A 24,301-nucleotide genomic window follows, 5' to 3' on the forward strand; every position below is an offset into this window, starting at 1 on the left:
GTAATCGGACGGCGACACGCCGTATGCAGTTGCTACCGGCAAGGTTCTGGGCGTCGGTTACCCGCTTAACCGGGTCTAGAGGGTGCTCAGGCACCCTCTCAAAGGTTGCCGCGGCGCTCTTGTTCGCGCTCGATGGCCTCGAAGAGCGCCTTGAAGTTGCCTTTGCCGAAGCCGAGTGAGCCGTGCCGCTCGATGAGTTCGTAGAACACCGTCGGGCGGTCGCCGATCGGCGCGGTGAAGATCTGCAGCAGGTAGCCGTCCTCGTCCCGGTCGACCAGGATGCCGCGCGACTGCAGGTCCTCGATCGGCACCCGCACCTCACCGATCCGGGCCCGCAGCTCGGGGTCCTCGTAGTAGGAGTCCGGGGTGTTCAGGAACTCGACGCCGTTGGCCCGCATGATGTCGACGGTGCGCAGGATGTCGTTGGTCGCGAGCGCGATGTGCTGCGCGCCGGCGCCGTCGTAGAACTCCAGGAACTCGTCGATCTGCGACTTCTTCTTCGCCACCGCCGGCTCGTTCAGCGGGAACTTGACCCGGTGGTTGCCGTTGGCGACGACCTTGCTCATCAGCGCCGAGTAGTCGGTGGCGATGTCGTCGCCGATGAACTCCGCCATGTTCACGAAGCCCATCACCTTGTTGTAGAAGGCAACCCACTCGTCCATCTTGCCGAGCTCGACGTTGCCGACGACGTGGTCGACGGCCTGGAACAGCCGCTTCGGGTGGCCCTCGGGGCGGGTGACCTTGGTGGCCGCCGCGACGAAGCCGGGCAGGTACGGACCGTCGTACTTGCTCCGGTCGATCAGTGTGTGGCGGGTGTCGCCGTACGCCGCGATCGCCGCGCGGCGGACCGTACCGTACTCGTCGCTGACGTCGTTCGGCTCCTCGAGGACGACGGCGCCGACCTTGCGGGCGTGCGCGATGCACTTGTCGACGTCCGGGACCTCGAGGGCGAGGTCGGCGACGCCGTCACCGTGCTTGCGGTGATGGTCGAGCAGCGTGCTCTTCGGGCTGACACCGCCGGAGATGACGAAGCGGGCGGAGCCGGCCTTCAGGACGTACGCCTTGCTGTCCTTGGAGCCGGTCTCGGGACCGGAGTACGCGACGAGGTCCATCCCGAACGCGAGCTGGTACCACTTCGCGGTCTGGGTGGCGTTGCCGACCACGAACACCACCGCGTCCATGGCGGTGACCGGGAACGGGTCGGTGCTCTCGTCGTACGGCACCAGGCCGACGAGCTGCTTCAGCTGGTCGAGGTCGAGATCGGCGTCGAGCTCTGCGGGCGTGAGGTCGGTGCTGGTCATGGGGCCTCCTGCGTCGGTATCGTGCAGCCGAGCCTGGTAGGTGGGCGCAGGTTGCGCAACAGTTCCTTGTTTAGCTGGACAACCTGTGCAGTATGCTGCGGATGTTGCTGGACTATTTGGTCAGTCTGACCATCTCGGGAGGTTGGCCATGACGGTCGATGCGCTGGACGCCCGGATCCTGGGGTTGTTCGCGGCCGAGCCGCGGGTCGGCGTACTGGAGGCGTCGCGCCGGCTGGGGGTCGCGCGCGGGACCGTGCAGGCGCGGCTCGACCGGCTGCAGCGCGAGGGCGTGGTGCGCGGGTGGGGGCCGGACATCGACACGAGCGCGATCGGCTACCCGGTGACGGCGTTCGCGACGCTGCAGATCGAGCAGGGCTCAGGGCACACCACGGTCGCCGAGGCGCTCGCCCGCATCCCCGAGGTCCTCGAGGTGCACACCATCACCGGCGCCGAGGACCTGTGGTGCCGCATCGTCGCCCGCTCGAACGCCGACCTCCAACGCGTGATCGACCAGGTAGTCATCGTCCGAGGCATCCAGCGCGCCTCAACAGTCATCGCACTAGCCGAACAGATCCCCCACCGAGTACTCCCGCTGGTCGACGCGGCCACCAAACCCCAACCCCATTTGCCTGGCTGACCAGGCAAATGCGGGGTTCGTGACCCTCAACCAGGGTCACGAACCCCCGATCTGGCTGGTGGGCCAGGCAAATTGGTTGGTCAGCCAGGCAAATTGGGTGGGGGCGTCCGCGTCAGGCGAGGCGTTTGGCTACTTCTACTGCGGCTCGGGCTACTCGGGGGCCTACGAAGTCGCGGTCGAGTTTGCCGAGGACGACGACGCCGATGGAGGCCTCGACGCCGGGGACGCCCAGGACGGGCGAGGACACGCCTTGGGCGCCGGCCTGGAGTTCGCCGGAGGTGACGACGAAGGGACGGCCTGCGGGGTCGGGTTTGCGGCGGCCGGCCAGGATCGCCTTGCCGGCGGCGCCCTGGTCGAGCGAGTGCCGCGAACCCATCCGGTAGGAGACGTGGTAGTCGGTCCAGCTCGGCTCGACGACCGCGATCGCGAGGGCCTCCTCACCGTCCGCGACCGTCAGATGCGCGGTGGCGCCGGTGTCCTCGGCGAGCGAGCGCAGGACCGGGAGCGCAGCGTCACGCAGCGTGGGCTGCACGCGGCGGCTGTAGTGCAGTACGGCGAGACCGAGCCGGGCGCGGCCCTCGCTGTCACGGCGTACGAGCCTGTGCAATTCGAGCGTGTTCACCAGGCGGTAGACGACCGTGCGACTGACGCCGAGCGCCGCGGCGAGCTCGGTGATGGACAGCCCGTCAGGGGCGTCCGCCAGCAACTCGAGGACGGTCAGCCCCCGGTCGAGCGTCTGCGAGGTCTCGGCGGGCATCTAGAAAGAGTATCCGTTATCCGGGCGCGGCCCGATGGCCCCGTATCTTGCTGCCGTGCGAAATTACTGGTCGCTGCTCCCAGCTGTCGTCGTGATCGTCGTTCTGATCCTGGTCTATGCCGTTCCGACCATCATCAATCCGCAGTGGACGAGCTCGATCACGGCGATGTTCCGCACCACGGCGGTGCCGGCCGACGCCACCCCCGAGGAGGCCCGCCGGGCGGCCGGCATCCTCGGCCCGCAGCAGCTGAAGTCCCGCCGGATGCTGGCGATCGCGATGGTCGTCGGAGCGGTCGCGCTGATCGGCTTCAACATCTCGTTGAACCGCGAGGCGGTCGGCTGCTACAAGGCCGCCCGCGCGTTCGGGGCGATCGACGGCCCGGACACCAAGGATCCGTGCATCGACATGATCTACGGCACGTTCATCGGCGACGGCTCGCGCCCGCCCGACGAGAAGAGCCCGCAGCCGGTGAAGTACTACCAGCGGGTGGACGGGAAGAAGCCGAAGTACCTCAAGTGGATCCAGAACGCCCCCAAGTACGACGAGGCCGACCTGCTGTTCGGCACCGTCGGCAAGTGCGCGTCGGACCTCAGCGTCCAGCAACTCGACGACAAGATCATGGTGGTCGTCGACGCCGACGCGCCCTGTCCGGAGGACAGCAACATGTCGATCACCCCGATCAAGCTGAAGAAGCCGCTCGGCGACCGCAAGATCGTGACCGTCGACGACGAGCCGGTGAGCGAGATCAACCCGGACATGGACTCCTGGTTCACGGTCCTGAAGAAGCTGGCGACCGGCGGCTGATCAGCTGAGCTCGCGGGTCTGCGAGTCGTAGACCCGGAACGGCCGGTTCCGCGCCAGCAGGATCAGCAGCCCGGTGACGCAGACCGCGGCACCGCCGAGCAACGCGACGGTCGGGCTCGTCAGCGACGCCGTCGTACCGGCGACGAAGTCACCGAGCCGCGGGCCACCGGCAACGACCACGATGAACACCCCCTGCAGCCGGCCGCGCATCGCGTCCGGCGCCGCGGACTGCAGCACCGTGTTCCGGTACGCCGAACTCACCATGTCGGCCGCCCCGGACAGCGCGAGCAGCGCGACGCCCAGCCAGATCGTCCGGGACAGCCCGAACAGTCCGACGGCAGCGGCGTACGCCGTGATCGCCAGCACGATCGCCACGCCCTGACGGCGTACCCGGGTCACCCAGCCGGAGAAGATCACCCCGATCAGCGCCCCGATCGCGGGCGCGGCCTGCAGGAGACCGACGGTCCGTACGCCGCCGCCGAAGAACGCGCCCGCGACGGCCGGGAACAGCGCCCGGGGTTGCGCGAACACCATCGCGAAGATGTCCGCGAGGAACGTCGCCAGCAACGCCGGCGCGGCGCGCAAGAACGTGAACCCCTCCAGCACCGAGCGCAGCCCGGCCCGCCGTACCGCGCCGGTCGGAGGCACCGGCGGCAGCCGGAACAGTGCGTACAGCGCGGCGGTGAACGTGATCACGTCGACCAGGTACGCCGCCGCGAACCCGTGCCAGGCGATCACCGCCGCACCGAGCAGTGGTCCGGCGGTGAAGCCCAGGTTGAACGCGGCCTGGCTGAGCGTGTTCGCGGCCGGCAACAGTTCGGGCCGGATCAGCCGCGGGATGATCGCGGACCGGGCCGGGTTGTTGACCGCGAAGCACGCCGACTGACAGGCCACCACGGCGTACAGCACCGAGACCTGTGCCCAGTCGAAGTGCGACTGCACCACCAGGACCATCGAGAGCAGCCACAGTCCCGTCGACGAGACGAGGGCGAGCGTACGGCGGTCGATCGCGTCGGCCATCGCACCGCCGTACAGCCCGAAGACGATCAGCGGGACCAGTGAGCACAGGCCGACCAGCCCGACCGCGAACGTCGAGTGCGTCAGCGCGTACACCTGGATCGAGACGGTCACCGCGGTCATCTGCTGACCGAGCTGCGACACCGTCGACCCGATCCACAACCGCCGGAAGTCGGCGGACTCACGCAGCGGGCGGAGGTCGGTGAGCAGACGCACGCAGACAACTTATGTCACAACGTGAAAAATTAAACAGTCGGGAAGAGCGGGTGGGTGAGCGGTTCGCCGACCGTAAGACCGAGGCCGTCGGTGACCACGTGGCCGGCGCCGGTGTACGTCGCCTCGGCGTCGAAGTAGATGTTGACGTGCGCGATCCGCGGGTCGTCGGTGAAGTTCGGTGTCGCCGAGTGCGCCAGGTAGGCGTTGTGGAACGTGCAGTCGCCGGCCTGCAGCGGGATCGTCAGGCGCTCCTCCCAGCGCAGGTCGGGCGCGGCGCGGAACAGGTCGTCGCGGTCGGACAGGTCCTGGCGCCGCAGGTCCTGGTGGTCCTGCGAGCCCGGGATGAACGTCATACAGCCACGCTCCACCGGCACGTCCACCAGCGCGATCCACGCCGACAACGAGGCTCGCGAACCGGCGTGCGGCCAGTACGGCGCGTCCTGGTGGAACTCGGTCGCCGCGCCGTTGTGCGGCGGCTTGATCAGCAGCTGGTCGTGCCAGATCCGCAGCGGTACGCCGGCCAGCGCGGTCGCCGCCGCGGCGAGACGCGGATCCAGGGTGAGCTCCCGCAGTACGTCGTTCTGCTGCCAGACGTTGACGTACTGGTTGAAGATCTTCGACTCCTTGAACAGGTCGTCGGCCTGCGTGGTCGCAGCGACTGCGGCTTCGGCGAACCGGGCCGCCTCGTCGCGGCCGATGATGTTCCGGATCCGGACGACGCCGTCGCGGTGGTAGGCGGAAATGGTCTCTTCGTCGACGGTGGCGGGTGCCGTAGGGTCGGTCGTGGTCATCGGCGTTCTCCTCGGATTCCGGTGGCCTGGAAGGTCTTTCCAGCGTCGCGGTTGCCTCGGTCCGGGGACAGGCGGTGGTTGACCATGAGTTGACCGATCTTGACCTCCTGGAGGCCGGATGCACAACGTGCTGAGCAGCGAGGTCTTCCCGGACCCGCGGTTGCCGGTGGCCGGCGAGCGGCTCGAGGTGGTCGCGGACGTCGCGCCGCACAGCCACGCGTTCTTCGAGATCGCGGTCGTGGTGGCCGGGCGGGGCACGCACGTGTCGGCGGCCGGCGAGGTCGCGCTGGCGCCGGACTCGGTCGTCGTACTGCGGCCTGGTGAGTGGCACGGGTACGTCGACTGCGAGGACCTCGTGGTGCGGAACGCGTATCTCGGGCCGGATGTGTTCGGCCTGCTGTCCGGTGCCCTCGTGCCGGGATCTCTCGGAGCTCCGGCCCATCCGGCGGTGCAGCACGCGATGCGCCTCTTGGAGTCCGATCTCGCCGAACCCTGGACCCTCGATCAGCTCGCGGCCCGCGTCAACCTCGCGCCGGGGTACCTGATCCGGCTCTTCGGCAAGTCGGTCGGCCTGTCCCCCATGGCCTACCTGAACCGGATCCGCGCCGAGCGCGCCGCCGGCCTCCTGATCGAGACCGAACTACCGGTCAGCACCATCGGAACCATGGTCGGCTGGCACGACCCGAGCCACGCCACCCGACGATTCCGCTCGACATTCGGACTCAGCCCCTCCCGGTACCGATCCGCTTTCAGACCGTAAGCAAAGATGTGCGTATGACGTCGTCGCTGCAAACGCCTGATCCGAATCCTGGCTGGCTGTCCGAGTTCGCACTCGCGGAGACCCGCACGCGGGTACCGATCCTGTACGTCGAGGCCGTTCCGGTGCGCGTCGACACCTCCGGCCAGATCGAGCACATCGGGGTCCTGCTCCGGACCTCCCCCGCGACCGGCGAGATCACCCGCACGCTGGTCTCCGGCCGCGTGCTGCACAACGAGTCGCTCCGCGACGCGCTGCAGCGCAACATCGTCAAGGACCTCGGCCCGGCCGCCTTCCCGCGGCTCCCTGCCACGCTGGTCCCGGTCACCGTCGCGGAGTACTTCCCGTTCCCCGGTATGACCCCGCTGCACGACCCGCGCCAGCACGCGGTCGCCCTCGTGTACGTCGTCCCCGTCACCGGCGAGTGCAACCCACGCCAAGACGCGCTCGAGCTCACCTGGCTGACCCCCGAGGAAGCGCTGTCCTCTAGCTTGCTCAACGACATGGAGGGCGGCCGCGGCCTCCTGCTCAAGCAGGCGCTGGCCTGGTCAGGCGCCATCGTCTGACTCGCACGCACTCAGGTGGGTCAGCCCACGAGATGCTGGGTTTGCGCCCGGGATCTGGTGGGCGAACCCTGCATCTGGTGGGTAGACCCACGAAAGGTCGCCGGGCTCACCAGGGGAGGCGGCCTTCCTCGGCGTACACGTGGCCGGTTGGTCCGTCGGAGCCGAGCGTTGCGAGGCTGACGGCGACCGCTGCGCCTTGGGCGGGGGTGCGAGCGGCGGTCCAGCCGCCCATGTCGGTTGCGCAGTTGCCGGGGTCGGCGCCGTTCACGAGGATGCCGGTGCCGCGCAGCTCGTTGGCGAGCATGACCGTCACCATGTTCACCGCCGCCTTCGACGCGTTGTAGCCGAGCGTGAGCACGGTCGACAGCCGCGACTCCGGATCGCCGACCTGCGCGAACGACGCCAGCGACGTCGACAGGTTCACGACCCGCGCCGCCTCGGCCTTCCTGAGCAGCGGCAGGAACGCCTGCGTCACGCCCACCACCCCCAGGACATTCGTCTCGAACGCGGACCGCAGTACGGCGGGCTCGATCCGCGACACCGCGTCGTCGCCCGCGGGGATGATCGCCGCGTTGTTGACCAGTACGTCGAGCCGCCCGTACTCCGCCGCGACGCGATCGGCCGCCTCCCGCACCGAGGTCTCGTCCGTCACCTCCAGCTGGATCCCGACCACATCGAGGCCCTCGGCAACCAGTTCCTTCACCGCCAGCTCGCCGCGGTGCAGGTCCCGCGACCCGGCCAGCACGGTGAACCCGGCCAGCCCGAGCTGCCGTGCGATCTCCTTGCCGATGCCCTTGTTGGCGCCCGTGACGAGCGCGATCTTCGTCGTATTCATGACATCCACCCTCTGGTGGTCCGCTGCGATCAGGCAGAGTCGGCTGAGGCTGGGATCGGCGGTCCCTGGCTGAGCCCGCCGGTGCCTGGGATCCTGGGACCATGGATCGCGACGGGTTGGCGGAGTTCCTGCGGGTACGGCGGGAAGCGCTGCAGCCCACCGATGTAGGACTCCCCGCCGGCCTGCGCCGTCGTACGCCTGGGCTCCGCCGGGAAGAGGTGGCGAGCCTCGCGACCATGTCGACGGACTACTACACCCGTCTGGAGCAGGGCCGCGGTCCACGCCCGTCCCGGGCAGTGCTGACCGGACTCGCCCGCGCGCTGCGGTTGTCGAACGACGAGCGCGGGCACCTGTTCCGGCTCGCGGGCGAGCAGCCTGGGCCGCCACCGGGTCCGTCCGTGGAGGTGCGGACCGGAGTACTGCGGATGCTTGCGCGGCTCGACGTACCGGGTCTGGTCCTGGACGCGAAGTACGACGTACTCGCATGGAATCCACTGGCCGCGGCGCTGATCACTGATTTCTCCGCGCTCCCGCCGCGGGACCGGAATCTGCTTCGCCTCCGCTTCCTCACCGATCGGCAGACTGAGCTGTTCGGCGAGCAGGCCACCCGGGAGTTCGCCCGCGACGCGGCCGCCGATCTTCGTGCGGCGACCAGCACCTACCCGAACGACCCAGCCCTCGCCCAGTTGGTCGAGGACCTCGTGGCCGGCAGCCCGGAGTTCGCGGAGATCTGGGTGCGGCACGAGGTCGGACGGCAGCAGACGCTGTGCCAGACGATCTTCCACCCGCAGGTCGGCCGGATCGACGTGATCTGCGAGGTGCTCGTGGTGCCGGAGCGCGACCAGCGCGTGGTGCTGTACACGGCCGAGCCGGGCTCGGCGTCCGAGCAGGCGATCCGGCTGCTGGACGTGATCGGTCTGCAGGAGTTGACAACCGGGCCCTGATCAAGCGACTGTTTGATCCGTTGGTTTCCGACGGAGAGGCTTGCCTGATGCGTAAGTTACTCACGGTGCTGGTCGTGCTCGGGTTGCTCGTCGTACCGCTGCGGGCCGCTGACGCCGCACCGGGGACTCTCGTGTTCGCGGACGAGTTCGACGGTACGGCGATCGATCGCACCAAGTGGGCCATCCACTCGAACGCGGAAGCCGACCAATGCCTGGGGAACAAGGGCAACCAGCAACTCGAGTGGCACACGTGGGATGCGCTGTCGGTGCACGACGGCACGCTGACGATGACGGCGAAGAAGAACAATCCGGCCCCGGGGTACGAGTGGTCCGGCGCGCTGATCACGACCGGTCAGGCATGCGGGCACGAGCCGTCGCAGTCGTTCGCCGTACAGCCGGGCGACTATGTCGAGACGCGGCTGAAACTCCCGTCCGCCAAGGGCTTCTGGCCGTCCACCTGGACCTGGAACGGGAACGGCTCCAACGAGCAGGACACGTACGAGTTCTACAGCGACAACCACAACGCGCTGTACCTCACCAACCACCAGTCCCCCGGCGGCGGCTGCACCTACCGGTCCGCCACCGACCTCACCACCGACTGGCACACGATCGCCCAGCAACTCGGCCCCGACAAAACCATCTGGTACCTCGACGGCAAGGAAATCTGCCGCCAAGGTCCGTACGCCGGCACCGGCGACGCCCTGATCCTCGACCTGTTCGTCTACGCAAAGATCCCACCCACCACAACCTCCGAGTCAATGCACCTCGACTACGTCCGCGTATACCGCCCGTAAAGGCTGAGGCCCCGCACCTCAGGCAGGTGCGGGGCCTCGGGGGGCACCGGGCGGGGCTGGGATGCCCGGTGCGGTGGTTACTGGCCGGTGAAGGTGAAGGTTGATCCGGGTTCTTTGAGGATGTCGCCGTCTCGGGAGTTGGTGATGGTGACTCCTGCGAGGTTGGCGTTGCCGCGGGCGCCGCCCATTGCGAGGATGCCGGAGCCGTTGTTGGACTTGTCGATGCGAAGGTTGGTCAGGGCAACGTTCGGCATCTCGCCGCCGCCGGTCTTGAACTGGATGCCGTCGTACGTCGAGTCGTGGATCTCGGTGTCCCGGATGGTGACGCCGGGGATCGGGAGGTTCGACGGGAACAGCGTGATCGCGCCGAACTCCTGGTCCTCGTTCCAGAACACCCCGCCGCAGCGGTAGAGCGCGTTGTTCGCGATCAGCGTCGTACCGGAGAACGGCAGCGGGTCGTGGTCGGTGGCCAGCATGATGCCGGGGTAGTTCATCGTGTCGTAGACCAGGTTGTTCTCGATCTTGTTGCCGTACCCGCCGTAGATCGCGATCCCGTTCGCCCGCCAGGGCAGCTGCACCGTGTTGTTGGTGAACGTGTTGTCGTGGCCGATGTCCACCGCCTGGTCCTTCACGTACTTGTTCGCCCAGACCGCGAGCGCGTCGTCGCCGGTGGTCCGGAAGGACGAGTTGAACACCTTCGAGTTCCGGGTCCCGTTGGAGAAGTTGATGCCGTCGGCGTACGTGTCCCGGATCCGCATCCCGCTGAACTCGAGCCCGTCGGCCGGCCCCCACAGCTCGGGGATGTTGTCGTAGTCGCGGCCGACCCAGACCCCGACGTTCGAGTGCTCGATCCAGACATTGCTGATCTTCGTACCGGTCCCGAACCGGCCGTTCAGCCCGACACCGCCCTCGGCGTTCCCGTCACCGCCGCGGATCCGGCCGGAGCCGAAGATCGCGATGTCCGACAGCTGCACGTTCTTGTCGATGTCGAACCCGAAGTTTCCTTCGTGCGGATGGTTGATGCCTCCGGCGTTCTGCGGCTCGATCGTCGAGTACAGCTGCGAGTACCACATGCCGGCGCCGCGAATGGTGGCGTTGCTGATCCCGACCTGGTTGTACTGCCCGCGGTTCAGCGGGTCGTCGGTGAGGATCTTCTTCTCCTGCCGCCACTGCCCTTCCGGGATCCAGACACAGCTGATCACGCCGTTCTGGTCGTCCGTCACGGCCCGCTGGATCGCGTCCGCGTCGTCGATCCCGTCGTTCGGCACCGCGCCGTACTGCGTGATCGACGTACACCCGGCCGGCTGCGACAGCGCCGGCGCGACCTGCTCGAGGTCGACCAGATCGATGATGTAGTACGACGCCGTGTCGCCGGCGTCCCGCTGCAGGCGGAACTTCGTACCGGACGGGTAGGACTGACCAAGCAGGGCATGCGACTCGTCGAACAGCCTGCGGGCGTCACCGCCGGGCGTGTTGGTGAGTGCCTCAGGTCCGTCGCTGTTGCCGTAGAGCCAGCTGTTGCGTGACGACAGCGTGAGCTTCTGCTTGAAGGTTCCGTTGACGTACAGGCTGATCGTTGCCTGGAGCCCCTGCCCGTCGGCCGAGTCCGGGATCGAGTTGCGGACCACGATGGAGTTGGTCGGCACGGTCGAGGTGAACTCGACGTACTGGCCGCCGGAGTTCAGCCGGACCGACGAACGGCCGGACGACTCGGTGGCGAAGTTCGTGTGCCCGAACGTCCGCGTCGCGTCGGCGGTCAGCAGGGTCCCGGTATAGTCGCCGGCTTCGGCCTCGTACGACGTGTACGGTACGGCGGCGCCGCGGCCCACCACGATCGACTTGGTGAAGGTGTTGTTCGTTTCGTTGGTCTCGTCAACGGTATTGCCCGCATCCGCGGTGGCGGTGACGGTTGCGCCGCCGTTGGTCGCCGTCCAGGTCCCGCTGATCGCCACGTTGGCGGTGGCTCCGGCGGCGATCGGCGCGGTGCTGCCGTTGAGCGTGGTGGTGCCGACCACCAGCTTTGTGGTGCTGGCGACGGAGGCCGACGTACCGCGGTTGTTGACGGCGACCGTGAAGGAGACCTGAGTGCCGGGCGCCGGGTTGGCCGGGTTGGTGGTGATGCCGATGACCTGGAGGTCGGGGCCCGGGGCTTGGGCGATGGTCAGCTGGCTCGCTGCCTGGAGCGTGTTGTTGGTGTCGCTCTGCTCGACAACCGCGTTGGCCGGGTCGGCGACCGCGGCGACGGTGTAGTTGCCTTGGGCACGGGTGCCGGCGTTGGCCGTGACGGTGGTGGAGGCTCCGGCAGCGAGGGCCTGGACGCTCGCCGTGCCGGCGACCGAGCCGCCGAGGAGGAAGTTGAGACTGCTGGCAGGTGCAGCCGCGGAGCCGTTGTTCTTGACGGTCGCGGACAGGGTGATCGGCGTCGACTCGGACGGGTTGACGGGCGACCAGTCGACGTTCGTGACCACGAGGTCGGGGTTGGGCGCCGCCGCCCCGAAGACTTGGAGCTCAGCGACCTGACCGCCGGGCGCACCGGTGTTGCTGAAGACCTGCAGGCGGAGGTCGGCGTACCGGCCGGTGACCGGGATGGTGACGGTGTTCTGGTTGCCGGACGGATCGAACTGGTAGCTGGTCCTGGCGACCGCCGAGGTGAACGTGGTCGCGGACTGTTCACGGCCGAGGACTTCGATGCTCTGCGTGCGTGGACCCCACGCCGAGTCCGGATTGAGCTTGACGACGACCGAGCTGACATCGGCGTTCGAGCCGAGCTTGACGGTCAGGGTCGACGGGAAACCGTTCGACTCCCAGTAGGTGCCGATGTTGCCGTCGTTGGCGTTGGACGCGACGAAACCGAACACCGAGCTCGACGCCTCGATCGGCTTACCGGAGGCCAGATCGGTGCCGGTCGGAGGTTCGACCGGCCCGCCACCAGGCCCGGCCAGTTCGAACTCCGACAGTTGCGCGGCCGGCCAGCCGGTGTTCGCGGTGAACGTCAGCCGGACGTAGCGCACCGAGGTGTTGCTGAAGGCGATCGTGACGACGTTGGTGCCGCTGAAGTTGTACGCCGTACTGCTGACGATCGTGGTGAACGCCGAGCCGTTCGCGCTGCCCTGGACCGTGATGGTCTGGGTTCGCGGGCCCCAGGAGGACGGGAGTTTGAGCGTCACCTGATTGACGTCCTTGGTGGCGCCCAGGTCCGCCTGGAGCCACTGCGGGAAGGCGTTGTTACTGCTCTCCCAGTAGGTGTTCGCGTTGCCGTCGGCGGCGTTGCCACTCGGGTACTCGCCGAGTGAGCTGCTGGCGGTCAGCGTCTTGGTGAGGTCGGCGGCCATCGCGGTCGGGACCGACAGCAGACCGGCGGCGACGAGCAGGGCGGCCAGCAAGAGCCGCAGAAGAGTCTTCCGATGCATCGGGTGGTCCTCCATCGGGGGCGGTGGGAGGTTGCCCGTACTACAGAAATTGCATGAGTCTGGCAATTTCTTGCAGCTCGGGTACCCGAAGCTTGCAGCACCCGTCGCACCACGTCAACACCTCACCACCGACAGAAACACCCCGTCCTGGAGCTCCAGGACGGGGCGTCGCGCGGGGGGTCAGGCGCGGGGGTCAGGCGCGGCGTTGGGTGGCCCAGTCGCGGATCAGCTCGATTCGCTCCTTCAGCTGGGCGGAGGAGGCGTGGGCTGCGGCGGGGCCGCCGAGTTTGCGGCGGAGGTCGTTGTGGATGACGCCGTGCGGCTGGCCGGTGCGGTGGTGCCAGGCGGCGACCAGGCCGTTCAGCTCGCGGCGGAGGAGCCCGATCTGCTCGTGGGTGGCCAGCTCGGTCGGCGTGGGGTCCTCGCGGTCGCTCGTGGACCGCTGAGACTTCTTCTGCGCCGCCAGCGACTTCTGCTGGCGTTTGTGCAGCAACTCCCGGACCTGGTCCGGCTCCAGTAGTCCCGGCAACCCGAGGAAGTCCAGCTCCTCGTCGGACGCGTTGTCGCCGCCAGTCCCGTAGTCACCGCCGTCGAACACCACCCGGTCGAAGCTCGCGTCCGACCCGAGCGCCTCGAAGTTCCCCTCGAGCTCGTCGCTGGCGCCCTCGGTCTGGTTCGCCTGCTTCAGCAGGTCGTCCTCGAGCGCGAAGATGTCCCCGTCATCACCTGTGTTCTTCCGACCGAGGACGTGGTCACGCTCGACCTCCATCTCGGCCGCGAACCCGAGCAGCCGGGTCACCGACGGCACGAACACCGACGCCGTCTCACCCCGCTTCCGGGCCCGCACGAACCGCCCGACCGCCTGCGCGAAGAACAGCGGCGTCGACGTCGGCGTCGCGTAAACACCGACGGCCAGCCGCGGTACGTCGACGCCCTCGGACACCATCCGCACGGCGACCATCCAGCGGGAGTCGCCATCGGAGAACTTCTGGATCTTCTTGCTCGCGGCCTTCTCGTCCGACAGCACGACCGTTGGCGCCTCGCCGGTGAGCTCGCGCAGCGTCTTCGCGTAGGCGCGGGCCGTGTTCTGGTCACCCGAGATCACCAGCGCACCGGCGTCCGGCATGTGCCGCCGTACCTCGGTCAGCCGCTTGTCCGCGGCCGCCAGCACCGCGCCCATCCACTCGCCGGCCGGGTCCAGCGCGGTCCGCAGCGCCTGGGCGGTCAGGTCCTTGGTCAGCGGCTCACCGAGCCGCGCGGCGACCTCGTCACCGGCCTTCGTCCGCCAGCGCATCTCGCCCGAGTACGACATGAAGATCACCGGACGTACGACGTGGTCGCGCAGCGCGTGCCCGTACCCGTAGGTGTAGTCCGCCTTGCTCCGGGCGACGCCGTCGTGACCCTCTTCGTACGTCACGAACGGGATCGGGTTGTCGTCGCTGCGGAACGGCGTACCGGTCAGGCAGAGGCGGCGGGCGGCGGGCTCGAACGCCTCGCGGACGCCGTCACCCCAGCTGAGCGCGTCACCGCCGTGGTGCACCTCGTCCAGGATCACGAGGGTCTTGAACCGCTCGGTCCGGACCCGGAACGCCAGCGGGTTCACCGCGATCCCGGCGTACGTCACCGCGACGCCCTGGTAGTCCTTGTTCGTCTTCCCGCGCCGCCCGGCGAACGCGGGGTCGATCGCGATCCCGGCCTTGTCGGCAGCCTCGGCCCACTGGACCTTGAGGTGCTCGGTCGGCGTGACCACGGTGATCCGCTCGATCTGCCGCCGGTGCAGCAGTTCGGCGGCCACGGTCAGCGCGAACGTGGTCTTCCCGGCGCCCGGTGTGGCCACCGCCAGGAAGTCGCGCGGGTTCTTGTCCAGATAGAGCTGGAGCGCCTCGGCCTGCCAGGCTCGCAGCTTGCTCGCGGTACCCCACGCGGCCCGGTCCGGATAGGCCGGTGGCAGGACCGCAGGGTTGGCCGGCACGTGCGAATCCACAGACAGCTACTCCCCCGAAGGTCGACAGTGTGCCGGGCAGGAAGGTTACCCGAGATCCGTGACGAGATCAGATCCGGCATTCCCCGGGCTGTGGAAAAGTTCCGGGTCGGCTGGTGACACGTCCTACACTCGGGGGTATGAGTACTCAGCTGACCCCCGGTGCGGAGACGGTTGTCGACGAGCGGACCAACACGTCGCCGGCAGAGCCGGGTGATCACGAGCGGTTCTCGCACTACGTGCCGAAGGACAAGCTGACCGAGGCGATGGTGATGGGCACGCCGGTGGTCGCGCTGTGCGGCAAGGTGTGGGTCCCGAGCCGCGACCCGCAGCGGTTCCCGGTCTGCCCGGAGTGCAAGGAGATCTGGGACTCGCTGAACCCTGATGACGAGGGCGGCGACGAGTAGCCCCTCCGGCCAGCCCCGCGGCCTAGTTCTGGGTCGGGTCGTCCGGGTACGTCGCCAGGTACGCCATCTGGTCGGTCTGGCGGCGCAGGACCCGGCGCCACAGGGTGTCCGGGTCGTGGCCGAACACGTCCTCCGGCACCGACTCGACGACGTACCAGGCGCCCTCGGCGATCTCGCCCTCGAGCTGGCCGCCGGACCAGCCGGCGTACCCGGCGAAGATCCGCATCCGCGTGATCGCGCCCTCCAGCAGCGCCGGCGGTACGTCGAGGTCGACCAGACCGATCCGCCCGAAACACCCCCGCCAGCCGGGCGGGTCCGTGGACTCGGCGACCTCGGCGACCGCGAGCGCGCTGTCGGTGCCGACCGGGCCGCCCATGAACAGCACCCCGGGCTCGTCGACCGCGGACGACCAGTTCGGCAGCACCTGCCCCACGGACAGGTCGGCGGCGCGGTTCACCACCACCCCGAGCGCGCCGTCGTCGTCGTGATCCAGCAGCAGGATCACCGACCGGCGGAAGGGCGGCTCGTCGAGCAACGGCGTGGCCACCAGCAGCGAACCGGTCAGGGTCGAGGCCGTCATACCCCCATCATGGCGTACGACGGCCCACCCGGCTCGGCCCGTACCTGGCCAGCCAGGCCCCCAGCGCGACCCCGGCCACGTCGGCGAGCGCGTCGAACGGATCGCCGTCGCGCCGCGGCAGCAGCCAATGCTGCACCAGTTCGCTGACGACCGCGTTCGCGACCAGGGCCCCGAGCAACCAGCGGGCCGGCAGCCCGACCTTCGTCCCGGTGAACGCGACCGCCGCGAACAGGAAGCAGTGCGCGACCTTGTCGATCTGCGGGATCCCCACGTGCGGACCCGCCTCGCGCGGCGCGTAGACGCCGTACAGCTGCAACGCCACCGCCGCGACGAAGGCGATCCGCCAGGCCCAGACCCGCACCCGCGAGCCGGTGTCCGCCGAAACCGTTCCGGTCACAGAGTCACTCACAGCGCCAGTCACAGTGCCGGGGTGTCGTCCGGGAAGCTCTCGTGCGCGGGGGCCTTGCCGCCGGCCGCGTCGCGGACGGCGTGCGCGACGCGCGTGTGCACCTCCGGGTGGAAGACGCTCGGCACGATGTAGTCGGCGTTCAGCTCGTCGTCGGTGACGACACTGGCCAGGGCCTTCGCCGCAGCCAGTTCCATGTCGATCGACACCTTCGACGACTGCGCGTCGAGCAGACCGCGGAAGACACCGGGGAAGACCAGCACGTTGTTGATCTGGTTCGGGAAGTCGCTGCGTCCGGTCGCCACCACGGCCGCGTGCTCGTGCGCCGCGGCCGGGTCGACCTCCGGGTCCGGGTTGGCCAGCGCGAAGACGATCGCGTCCTTGTTCATGGTGGCGATGTCGGCGCCGTTCAGGATGTTCGGCGCGGAGACGCCGATGAACACGTCCGCCCCGCTCAGCGCGCCCTTCAGGTCACCGCTGTACTTCGCCGCGTTGGTGTTCTCCGCGATCCAGCGCAGCTCCGGCGACAGGCCCTCGCGCTCCGGGTGGATGACACCTCCGATGTCGGCGACGCAGGTGTCCTTGACGCCGGCCTTGATCAGCAGCTTCAGGATCGCCGTACCGGCCGCGCCCGCGCCGGACAGCACGATCCGCACGGCACCGATGTCCTTGCCGACCACCCGCAGCGCGTTGTAGAGCGCCGCCAGCACCACGACCGCCGTACCGTGCTGGTCGTCGTGGAAGACCGGGATGTCGAGCTCCTCGCGCAGCCGGGCCTCGATCTCGAAGCAGCGCGGCGCGGAGATGTCCTCCAGGTTGATCCCGGCGAAGCCCGGCGCGATCGCCTTCACGATCGAGACGATCTCGTCCGGGTCCTGGGTGTCCAGGCACAGCGGCCAGGCGTCGATCCCGGCGAACCGCTTGAACAGCGCGGCCTTGCCCTCCATCACCGGCAGCGCGGCCTTCGGGCCGATATTGCCCAGGCCCAGTACGGCGGAACCGTCCGTGACGACCGCGACGCTGTTGCGCTTGATCGTCAGCCGGCGCGCGTCGTCCGGGTTGGCCGCGATCGCCAGGCAGACCCGCGCGACACCCGGCGTGTAGATCATCGACAGGTCGTCACGGTTGCGGATCGGGTGCTTGGCCTCCATCGAGATCTTGCCGCCGAGGTGCATCAGGAAGGTCCGGTCCGACACCCGGCCGATCTCGACGCCCGGTACGGCGCGCATCGCCTCGACCAGGCGGCCGGCGTGCTCGGTGTCGGCCGCGGCGCAGGTGACGTCGATCCGCAGCCGCTCGTGGCCGGACGCGGTCACGTCGAGCGCGGTGACCAGACCGCCGGCCTGCTCGACCGCGGTCGTCAGCTTGCTCACCGTCGAGCCACCCGCGGGCACCTCGAGGCGAACGGTGATGGAGTACGAAACACTCGGCAAGGCAGTCACGCGGGTGATCCTCTCATGTCACTGGTAATGCCCGGAGGTTCCGTAAGTAAAGTGCATGACAGAGCTCTGGGTAATCCATTACTCGACCGGTTACTGTTCCGTCAGGAAGGGAGCCAGAGTGCCGACTGTCAGCGACGTGGCCGCGCGCGCCGGGGTGTCGACGGCGACCGTGTCGCGGGCGCTGAACGGCAAGCCGACCGTCGATCCGGACCTCGCCGCGCGGGTGCGGCAAGCGGCCGACGAGCTCGGGTACCAGCCGAACGGCCCGGCCCGGAACCTGCGCCGCCAGGAGGCCGCGGTCGTGGCGCTGATCATCTCGGACGTGGAGAACCCGTTCTTCACCGCGATCGCGCGCGGGGTCGAGGACGTCGCGCACGAGGTCGGGTACTCCGTGGTGCTCTGCAACTCCGACGAGAGCGTGGAGAAGGAGAACCGCTACCTCGACATCGCCATCCAGGAACGGGTCGCGGGCGTCATCCTGTCCCCGAGCGGCCCGACGTCCACGGTCGCGAAACTGGCGGCGCGCGGTACGGCGTACGTCGCAGTGGACCGGCCGCTGCCCGGACAGGACAGTGACGTCGTCCTGGTCGACACCCGGCTCGCGGCCCGCGAGGCGACCGCCCATTTGATTGCCCAAGGCTACGAACGGATCGGCTGCGTCACCGGACCGGCCGGCGTACGGACGGCCGACGACCGCCTCGCCGGGTACCGCGACGCCCTCAAGGCTGCGCGCCGCCGTACGTCGAAGCTCGTCCGGCGGACCGAGTACAAGGCCGCCGGGGCGCACCGGGCCGCCCTCGACCTCCTCGCCCAGCCCGAACCGCCGGACGCGCTCCTGATCGCGAACAGCGCGATGGCGGTCGGTGTCCTGCAAGCCCTGCAGGAGCGTGGTGTGCGCCCCGGCCGCGACGTCGGGCTGGTCGCCTTCGACGACGCCCCCTGGGCCGCCCTCGTCGACCCGCCGCTGTCCGTGGTCGCGCAACCGGCGTACGAGCTAGGCGCCGTCGCCGCCCGCCTCCTCCTCGCGCGCATCGCCGACCCCGCCCGCCCACCAACCGCAACCACCCTCGGCGCCCGCCTCATCAAGCGAGCGAGCTCCCGCCGCCCCTGACCCACCCCAAACCAGTTCGGGGCGGCGAACCGCCCGATTTAGGCGGGCAAACCTCCCCAAACCAATTTGGGGAGGCCAACCACCCGATTTAGGCGGGCAAACCTCCCCAAACCAATTTGGGGAGGCCAACCACCCGACTTAGGCGGGCAAACCTCCCCAAACCAATTTGGGGAGGCCAACCACCCGACTTGGGCGGGCAAACCTCCCCAAACCAGTTTGGGGAGGTTGTCGAGGGGTGGGTCAGCCGGTCGGGTTTTCCTCGGCGTAGATCTTGGCCGCGTTGGAGGCGTCGATGAGGCGCGTGGGGAGGATCTGGGACTTCTCGATGGTGCCGCAGTCGACCAGGATCTTCTTGGCGGCGGCGATCGCTTCCTTGCCGTTCGTCGGGTACGTGAAGGTGGCGGACAGCCGGCCCTGTTCGACGGCCTTGATACCGCCGGACGGGATCGGCAGCGCGTCGATGCCGGTGAACTTCATCTCCTTCTCGCGGCCGACCGCCTTCGCGGCCAGGTACGCGCCCTCGGCCATCGGGTCGTTGTGCGAGTACACGACGTCGATCTTCGGGTTCGCCTTCAGCAGCGCGTCCATCTGCGCCTGCCCCTTCTCCCGCAGCCAGTCGCCACTCGCGCTCGCGATCACCTTGACCTTCGGGTTGCCCTTGATCCCCTCGACGAATCCCTCGTGCCGTTCGGCCTGCGGCGTCGCGCCGGCCAGCCCCTTGAGCTCGACCACGTTCCCGCCCTGCGGCAGCAGCTTCTCGGCGATGTACTTGCCTGCCTCGCGCCCGATCTGCACGTTGTCGCCGCCGATGAACCCGGTGTAGGCGTCGCCCTCGACCTTCCGGTCCAGCACGATCACCGGGATGCCCTTGTCGTAGGCCTTCTTCACCACCGCGGTCAGCGGCTTCGCCTCGTTCGGGCTGATGATCAGCAGGTCGATCTGCTGGGTGATGTAGTTCTCCACGTCCGCGACCTGCTTGGCGTTGTCCTGCGCCGCGTCCGCGAACTTCACGTCGAACTGCGGCACGTCCTTCGCCGCGGCCCGGATGTCGTCGTCCATCCGCTGCCGGTACGGCTCGGCGACGTTCGCCTGGCTCATCCCGATCGTGTACTTGCCGTCGGTGCCCTTGCAGGACTTGGACGACCCCGGCGACGCACTGCCCGAGGTCCGTTCGCTGGTCGTCCCGCAACCGGCCAGCACGAGTGCGGCCATGACAAACGGAGCCGCTGCGGCCAGGGAGATTCGTACAGAGCGCATGACGAAGCCTTCCTTACGAGGTGGGGCGGAGTCGCTGCAGCGCGGCGGCGGCAACGATCACCAGGCCCTTGATCAGGAGCTGGATGTTGGAGTCGATGTTGTTCAGGGCAAGGATGTTGTTCAGTACGCCGAGCAGCAGCGCACCCGCTACCGTTCCGGCGACCGAACCACGGCCGCCCGCCAGGCTGGTGCCACCGATCACCACCGCGGCGATCGCGTCCAGCTCGTAGCCGATGCCGTCGTTCGGGCTGCCCTGGTTGAGCTGGACGGCGTGCACGATGCCGGCCAGCGAGGCGAGCAGTCCGCAGATCGCGAACACCGCGATCTTGACCCGGACCACGGGTACGCCGGACAACCGTGCGGCCTTCTCGTTGCCGCCGACGGCGTACAGGTGCCGGGAGAACGCACTGACCCGGAGGAACACCACCGCGGCGATCGCGACCACCGCGAAGATGATCACCGGGATCGGCACCAGGCCGCCGAAGGTGCGTTCACCGAGCAGCGCGAACGAGGTCGGCGCCTCCTTGGGACCGTCGCCGTACGCGATCGCGACGCCCTGGCCGCCGGACCAGATCCGGGCCAGGCCGCGGGCTATCTGCAGGCCCGCGAGCGTGACGATGAACGACTGGATCCCGATCATCGCGGTCGCGACACCCTGCAGGGCACCGAAGACCAGGCCGATCGCCAGCACCAGCACGACCGACGGCAGGAAGCCCCAGTCGTTCTCGACCATCAGGACGGCGGACCCGACCGCGGCGAGCCCGAGCACCGCGCCGACCGAGAGGTCGATCCCGCCGATCAGGATCACGAACGTCATCCCGACCGCGATGATCCCGATCTCGGAGACCGCGCGGACCACGTTCGCCAGGTTGTCCGCGCTGACGAACAGAATCTCGCCGTTCTTGCGCGGCGAGAAGATGATCGCCGCGACGAAGACCGCGATCAGCCCGAACACGCTCTGGAACCGGAACAGCGTGGCGGCCACCCCGCCGGACGACTGGGCCACCGGGGTCGCCGCCCCGACGGTCCCGTCCGGGATCTTGTCCTGTACGTCGGTCACTGCGCTCCTCCGGAACCGTCGAAAGCCTCTTCGAACACTTCGCCCTGTCCCATCGCCGCCGCGAGCAGATCGCCCTCGCCGGAGTCCGCCGTACTGAAGGACGCGACGTCGCGGCCGTCCCGCAGTACGACGACGCGGTCGCAGACCCCGACCAGCTCGGGAAGCTCCGACGACGCCAGCAGTACGCCGAGGCCCTGCGCCGCGAGTTCACCGAGCAACCGATAGATCTCCGCCTTCGCGCCGACATCGACGCCCCGCGTGGGCTCGTCGAGAAGCAGCAGCTTGGGCTCGGTGAGCAGCATCCGGCCGAACACGACCTTCTGCTGGTTCCCACCGGACAACGTGCCGACCTCGTCCTGCAGGCGGCCGAACTTCAGCCGCAGCCGATCGGCCATCCGCACCGACGCGGTTCGCTCCATCCGGCGCGCGATCACCCCGAGCCGGCCGTACGACGGGAGACTCGAGACGACCGTGTTGGCGAGGATCGAGTGGAACAGCACGAGCCCCGACGCGCGCCGGTCCTCCGGGACGAATCCGATGCCGTGGGCCAGCGCCTGACGCGGCCCGCGTGGTCGGATCGGCTTGCCCTGCAGGAGAACCCGGCCCGTGCGGGTGCCGCCGGGCGCGACGCCGTACAGGGTCTCGAGGAGTTCGGTGCGGCCCGCGCCGAGCAGGCCGGCGAGGCCGACGATCTCGCCGGAGCGGACGGTCAGCGAGATCCCGTCGGGGTCGCGGCGGCCTGGACGTGGGCGGCGGGCCTTGAGGCTCAGGTTCTCGACGCGGAGCAGTTCGTCGCCGGTGTCGGTGTCGGGGGTCGTGAACATGGTCTGCACCGGACGGCCGACCATTGCCTGGACGACTTCCGCCGTACTGAGTTTGCGCGGGTCGAAGCTGGTGACGATCTTGCCGTTGCGGAGGACGGTCGCACGGTCGGCGACCTTGGCGATCTCCTCCATCCGGTGCGAGATGTAGACGATGCCGACGCCGCTGCTCCGCAGTTCGCGGATCACGTCGAAGAGCCGCTCGACCTCGGAGCTGGTGAGCGCGGAGGTCGGCTCGTCCATGATCAGCACCCGGGCGTCGAGCGAGATCGCCTTCGCGATCGTGACGAGTTGCTGCTCGCCTACGCGGAGCTCGCCGACCGGCCGGCGCGGGTCGAGGCTGACACCGCTGCGGTCGAGGAGCTCGCGGGCCTCGCGTTCCATCCGGCGGCGGTCGACCGTGCGCAGCGTCGTCCGTAGTTCGCGACCGAGGAAGATGTTGTCCGCGACCGACAGGCCGGGGACCAGGTCGAGCTCCTGGTGGATCATCGCGATCCCCGCGGCCTGCGCGTCGGTCGGGCCGCTGAACCGCACCGGGGTGCCGTTGATCGCGATGCTGCCCGCGTACTCCGTGACGTCGCCGGAGAGGATCTTCATCAGCGTGCTCTTGCCGGCGCCGTTCTCGCCGAGCAGGGCGTGCACCTCGCCGGCGCCGAGCACGAAGTCCACCTCGTGACACGCCTGCACCCCGCCGTACCGCTTCCCGATCGCAGCCATCCTGACAAGGTCGGCCATCACATCTCCGATCGGGCGAGTAATCGATTTCCCGGACGCTAGACCGCGCCCCTCCGACCCGTCAACCCCTTACCGCGTCAACGGTAAGAACCGTGACCCAGCTTCGGTGCCGAACGGGTGGGAGGGGCAGCTGTTCGATCTGGATGGAAAGGTGTCAGCTTCCGGACACGCTCACCTTGGCGAAGAGCGGGCGGCCGCTCGGGGGCATCACGAAGCCCTGGACGCGGGAACGGACGGCGGAGTTGGAGGCCAGTTCGGCGGGGAAGATCCCGACGGCGTCGTCCCAGATCGTCTGGCCGGCCTGCTGGTAGAGCTTGGGACGGGCCGCTTGGTCGACCGATGAGCGGGCGTCGAGCAGGAGCTTGTCGAGCGCCGGATTGCAGTAGCCGTTGCGCTTGGCAGTGCACACGTAAAGGCGGGCCAGTGTGTAGTCGGCGTCACCAGTGCCGGTCACGTTGGTCTGCAGGTTCATGTCCCAGTTCAGCTTGCCGAAGTCCTCGAGCCACTGCGCACGTTCCTTCTCCAGCGGCTTGACCGTGACGCCGATCTTCGCCCAGTCCGAGATCATCGCCTGCGCCAGCGCCCGGATGTTCGGCCCGCCTTCGAGCGGCCACTGCATCGACGTGGTGAACCCGTTCGGGTAGCCGGCCTCGGTGAGCAGCTGCTTCGCTTTCGCCGGGTCATAGGTGTACGGCGAGAGCTTGGGCGCACCGATCACACCCTGGGCCAGCGGCGCCTGTGCGACCGACGCGAGATCGCCGAAGAGGTCCTTCACGGTGCCTTCGAGGTTGAGCGCGTGCCACATCGCCTGCCGGACCCGCTTGTCGTTGAACGGTTTCCGGTTGGAGTTGAACCAGTCGAAGTAGTACGTCCAGCTGGGCGTCGTCTCGTACTTGATCTGGTCGCTGCCCTTGACCGACCCGACCTGGTCGGGCGGGATCTGCGTCAGTACGTCGACCTCGCCGTTCTCCAGCCCGGTGATCCGCCCGGCGACCTCCGGGATGTTCACGAACTCGAGCTTGCTCAGCTTCGGCGCGCCGTCCCAGTACGTCGGGTTCGCGGCCAGCTCGAGCTTCTCGTCGGGCTTGAACGAGGAGACCGTGAACGGCCCGGTCCCGATCGGCTTGGTGAAGAACCCGTCGGTGTTGATCTTTCCGGCCGGCCCGATGAACAGCAGCGTCAGCGAACTCAGCAACGTGCCGAGCGGCTTGCTGGTCTTCACCGTGACGGTCTGGTCGTCGGTGGCCGCGAACGACGTCACCGTCGAGTAGAGCGGTACGAGCGGGCCGTCGAGCTTCTTGTGCCGTTCGTACGACGCCACCACGTCCTTCGCGGTGAACGGCGTACCGTCGGAGAACTTCACGCCGGAGCGGAGTTCGAACACCCACGTGTTCGGGTCCGGGTTCTCCCACGAGGTGGCCAGGACCGGGACGATCCTGCCGTCGTCGACGCGGACCAGCGGCTCCATGATCTGCTGGATCGCGGTCTGCACCGCCTCCTCGCCGGCGTACTTGTGGGTGTCCAGCGACACCGGGAACATCGCCGGCGCGTACCGCAGGACCTGCTCGCCGCTGCTCGGTTCACTGGCCGGCGAGCACGCGGCCACACCTAGGGTGACGGCGACCAGCGCCGCCACAGGTCCTAATCGCTTCCTCAGCACAGGGGTTCTCC

Annotated in this window: 22 protein-coding genes; 8 read left to right on the forward strand and 14 right to left on the reverse strand. The window is 68.6% G+C overall.

Annotated features, from left to right (window positions below):
* Nucleotides 1-98: 98 nt before the first annotated feature.
* Nucleotides 99-1,301 carry a 4-hydroxyphenylpyruvate dioxygenase gene (gene hppD / locus EV137_RS12665; protein ID WP_134128694.1) on the reverse strand — a complete coding sequence of 401 codons (1,203 nt, stop codon included), beginning with the start codon at nt 1,299-1,301 and terminating at the stop codon, nt 99-101.
* Between the two features lie 148 nt (nt 1,302-1,449).
* Here hppD and EV137_RS12670 point away from each other — a divergent pair, with 148 nt between their 5' ends.
* On the forward strand, nt 1,450-1,938 hold the full coding sequence (locus EV137_RS12670) for an Lrp/AsnC family transcriptional regulator (protein WP_134001318.1): 489 nt from the start codon (nt 1,450-1,452) through the stop codon (nt 1,936-1,938).
* Between the two features lie 112 nt (nt 1,939-2,050).
* Here EV137_RS12670 and EV137_RS12675 read toward each other — a convergent pair whose 3' ends face one another.
* On the reverse strand, nt 2,051-2,695 hold the full coding sequence (locus tag EV137_RS12675) for an IclR family transcriptional regulator (RefSeq protein ID WP_130382015.1): 645 nt from the start codon (nt 2,693-2,695) through the stop codon (nt 2,051-2,053).
* Nucleotides 2,696-2,750: 55 nt separating this feature from the next.
* Here EV137_RS12675 and EV137_RS12680 point away from each other — a divergent pair, with 55 nt between their 5' ends.
* A complete protein-coding gene (locus EV137_RS12680; protein WP_238175255.1) occupies nt 2,751-3,500 on the forward strand; it encodes a hypothetical protein in 750 nt (249 codons plus the stop codon).
* Here EV137_RS12680 and EV137_RS12685 read toward each other — a convergent pair whose 3' ends face one another.
* Nucleotides 3,501-4,733, reverse strand: coding sequence for an MFS transporter (locus EV137_RS12685; RefSeq protein ID WP_134128696.1), 1,233 nt, complete (start codon nt 4,731-4,733; stop codon nt 3,501-3,503).
* A 29-nt stretch (nt 4,734-4,762) separates the two neighbouring features.
* Nucleotides 4,763-5,524, reverse strand: a complete 762-nt coding sequence (locus EV137_RS12690) for a phytanoyl-CoA dioxygenase family protein (protein WP_134128698.1) — start codon at nt 5,522-5,524, stop codon at nt 4,763-4,765.
* Nucleotides 5,525-5,642: 118 nt separating this feature from the next.
* Between EV137_RS12690 and EV137_RS12695 the strand changes: the two genes are divergently transcribed.
* A complete protein-coding gene (locus EV137_RS12695) occupies nt 5,643-6,284 on the forward strand; it encodes a helix-turn-helix domain-containing protein (RefSeq protein WP_134128700.1) in 642 nt (213 codons plus the stop codon).
* 14 nt (nt 6,285-6,298) lie between these two features.
* On the forward strand, nt 6,299-6,847 hold the full coding sequence (locus tag EV137_RS12700) for an NUDIX hydrolase family protein (RefSeq protein WP_134001328.1): 549 nt from the start codon (nt 6,299-6,301) through the stop codon (nt 6,845-6,847).
* A gap of 106 nt (nt 6,848-6,953) precedes the next feature.
* Here EV137_RS12700 and EV137_RS12705 read toward each other — a convergent pair whose 3' ends face one another.
* Nucleotides 6,954-7,682, reverse strand: coding sequence for an SDR family oxidoreductase (locus EV137_RS12705; RefSeq protein WP_134128702.1), 729 nt, complete (start codon nt 7,680-7,682; stop codon nt 6,954-6,956).
* A 101-nt stretch (nt 7,683-7,783) separates the two neighbouring features.
* Here EV137_RS12705 and EV137_RS12710 point away from each other — a divergent pair, with 101 nt between their 5' ends.
* Entirely contained in the window at nt 7,784-8,626 is an 843-nt protein-coding gene (locus tag EV137_RS12710; RefSeq protein ID WP_134128704.1) for a helix-turn-helix transcriptional regulator, read from the forward strand.
* A gap of 47 nt (nt 8,627-8,673) precedes the next feature.
* Nucleotides 8,674-9,420 (forward strand): glycoside hydrolase family 16 protein, encoded by a 747-nt coding sequence (locus EV137_RS12715; protein ID WP_134128706.1) that lies wholly within the window; start codon nt 8,674-8,676, stop codon nt 9,418-9,420.
* Between the two features lie 77 nt (nt 9,421-9,497).
* On the opposite strand, the gene EV137_RS12720 is transcribed toward EV137_RS12715, so the two are convergent.
* Nucleotides 9,498-12,830 carry a CARDB domain-containing protein gene (locus tag EV137_RS12720; RefSeq protein ID WP_134128708.1) on the reverse strand — a complete coding sequence of 1,111 codons (3,333 nt, stop codon included), beginning with the start codon at nt 12,828-12,830 and terminating at the stop codon, nt 9,498-9,500.
* Nucleotides 12,831-13,023: 193 nt separating this feature from the next.
* Nucleotides 13,024-14,802 carry a DEAD/DEAH box helicase gene (locus tag EV137_RS12725; RefSeq protein ID WP_238175256.1) on the reverse strand — a complete coding sequence of 593 codons (1,779 nt, stop codon included), beginning with the start codon at nt 14,800-14,802 and terminating at the stop codon, nt 13,024-13,026.
* Nucleotides 14,803-14,951: 149 nt separating this feature from the next.
* On the opposite strand from EV137_RS12725, the gene EV137_RS12730 reads away from it, so the two are divergent.
* Nucleotides 14,952-15,218 carry a DUF3039 domain-containing protein gene (locus EV137_RS12730; RefSeq protein ID WP_133791090.1) on the forward strand — a complete coding sequence of 89 codons (267 nt, stop codon included), beginning with the start codon at nt 14,952-14,954 and terminating at the stop codon, nt 15,216-15,218.
* A 22-nt stretch (nt 15,219-15,240) separates the two neighbouring features.
* Here EV137_RS12730 and EV137_RS12735 read toward each other — a convergent pair whose 3' ends face one another.
* Genes EV137_RS12735 through EV137_RS12745 form a run of 3 tightly spaced genes read right to left on the reverse strand, consistent with a single transcriptional unit; the run spans nt 15,241 to nt 17,646 of the window.
* Nucleotides 15,241-15,798, reverse strand: a complete 558-nt coding sequence (locus EV137_RS12735) for a YqgE/AlgH family protein (protein WP_134001340.1) — start codon at nt 15,796-15,798, stop codon at nt 15,241-15,243.
* A gap of 7 nt (nt 15,799-15,805) precedes the next feature.
* Nucleotides 15,806-16,207 (reverse strand): VanZ family protein, encoded by a 402-nt coding sequence (locus tag EV137_RS12740; protein WP_238175257.1) that lies wholly within the window; start codon nt 16,205-16,207, stop codon nt 15,806-15,808.
* An 8-nt stretch (nt 16,208-16,215) separates the two neighbouring features.
* A complete protein-coding gene (locus tag EV137_RS12745) occupies nt 16,216-17,646 on the reverse strand; it encodes an NAD-dependent malic enzyme (protein ID WP_134001342.1) in 1,431 nt (476 codons plus the stop codon).
* Between the two features lie 118 nt (nt 17,647-17,764).
* Between EV137_RS12745 and EV137_RS12750 the strand changes: the two genes are divergently transcribed.
* The gene (locus EV137_RS12750) at nt 17,765-18,757 is read left to right on the forward strand and encodes a LacI family DNA-binding transcriptional regulator (protein ID WP_134128712.1); all 993 of its coding nucleotides are present in this window, start codon (nt 17,765-17,767) and stop codon (nt 18,755-18,757) included.
* Between the two features lie 240 nt (nt 18,758-18,997).
* Here the strand turns inward: EV137_RS12750 and EV137_RS12755 are convergent, their stop codons facing one another.
* The 4 genes from EV137_RS12755 to EV137_RS12770 all read right to left on the reverse strand — a co-directional run bounded on the left by EV137_RS12755 (nt 18,998) and on the right by EV137_RS12770 (nt 24,290).
* Complete coding sequence (locus tag EV137_RS12755) at nt 18,998-20,014, reverse strand: substrate-binding domain-containing protein (protein ID WP_134001346.1); 1,017 nt, start codon at nt 20,012-20,014, stop codon at nt 18,998-19,000.
* 13 nt (nt 20,015-20,027) lie between these two features.
* Complete coding sequence (locus tag EV137_RS12760) at nt 20,028-21,074, reverse strand: ABC transporter permease (RefSeq protein ID WP_134001348.1); 1,047 nt, start codon at nt 21,072-21,074, stop codon at nt 20,028-20,030.
* The gene (locus EV137_RS12765) at nt 21,071-22,612 is read right to left on the reverse strand and encodes a sugar ABC transporter ATP-binding protein (RefSeq protein WP_238175258.1); all 1,542 of its coding nucleotides are present in this window, start codon (nt 22,610-22,612) and stop codon (nt 21,071-21,073) included. Before EV137_RS12765 ends, EV137_RS12760 begins: the two co-directional genes overlap by 4 nt.
* Nucleotides 22,613-22,784: 172 nt before the next feature.
* Nucleotides 22,785-24,290, reverse strand: coding sequence for an ABC transporter substrate-binding protein (locus EV137_RS12770; protein WP_134128716.1), 1,506 nt, complete (start codon nt 24,288-24,290; stop codon nt 22,785-22,787).
* Nucleotides 24,291-24,301: the final 11 nt, after the last annotated feature.

The sequence above is a fragment of the Kribbella pratensis genome, from assembly GCF_004366075.1.
Lineage (GTDB): Bacteria > Actinomycetota > Actinomycetes > Propionibacteriales > Kribbellaceae > Kribbella > Kribbella pratensis.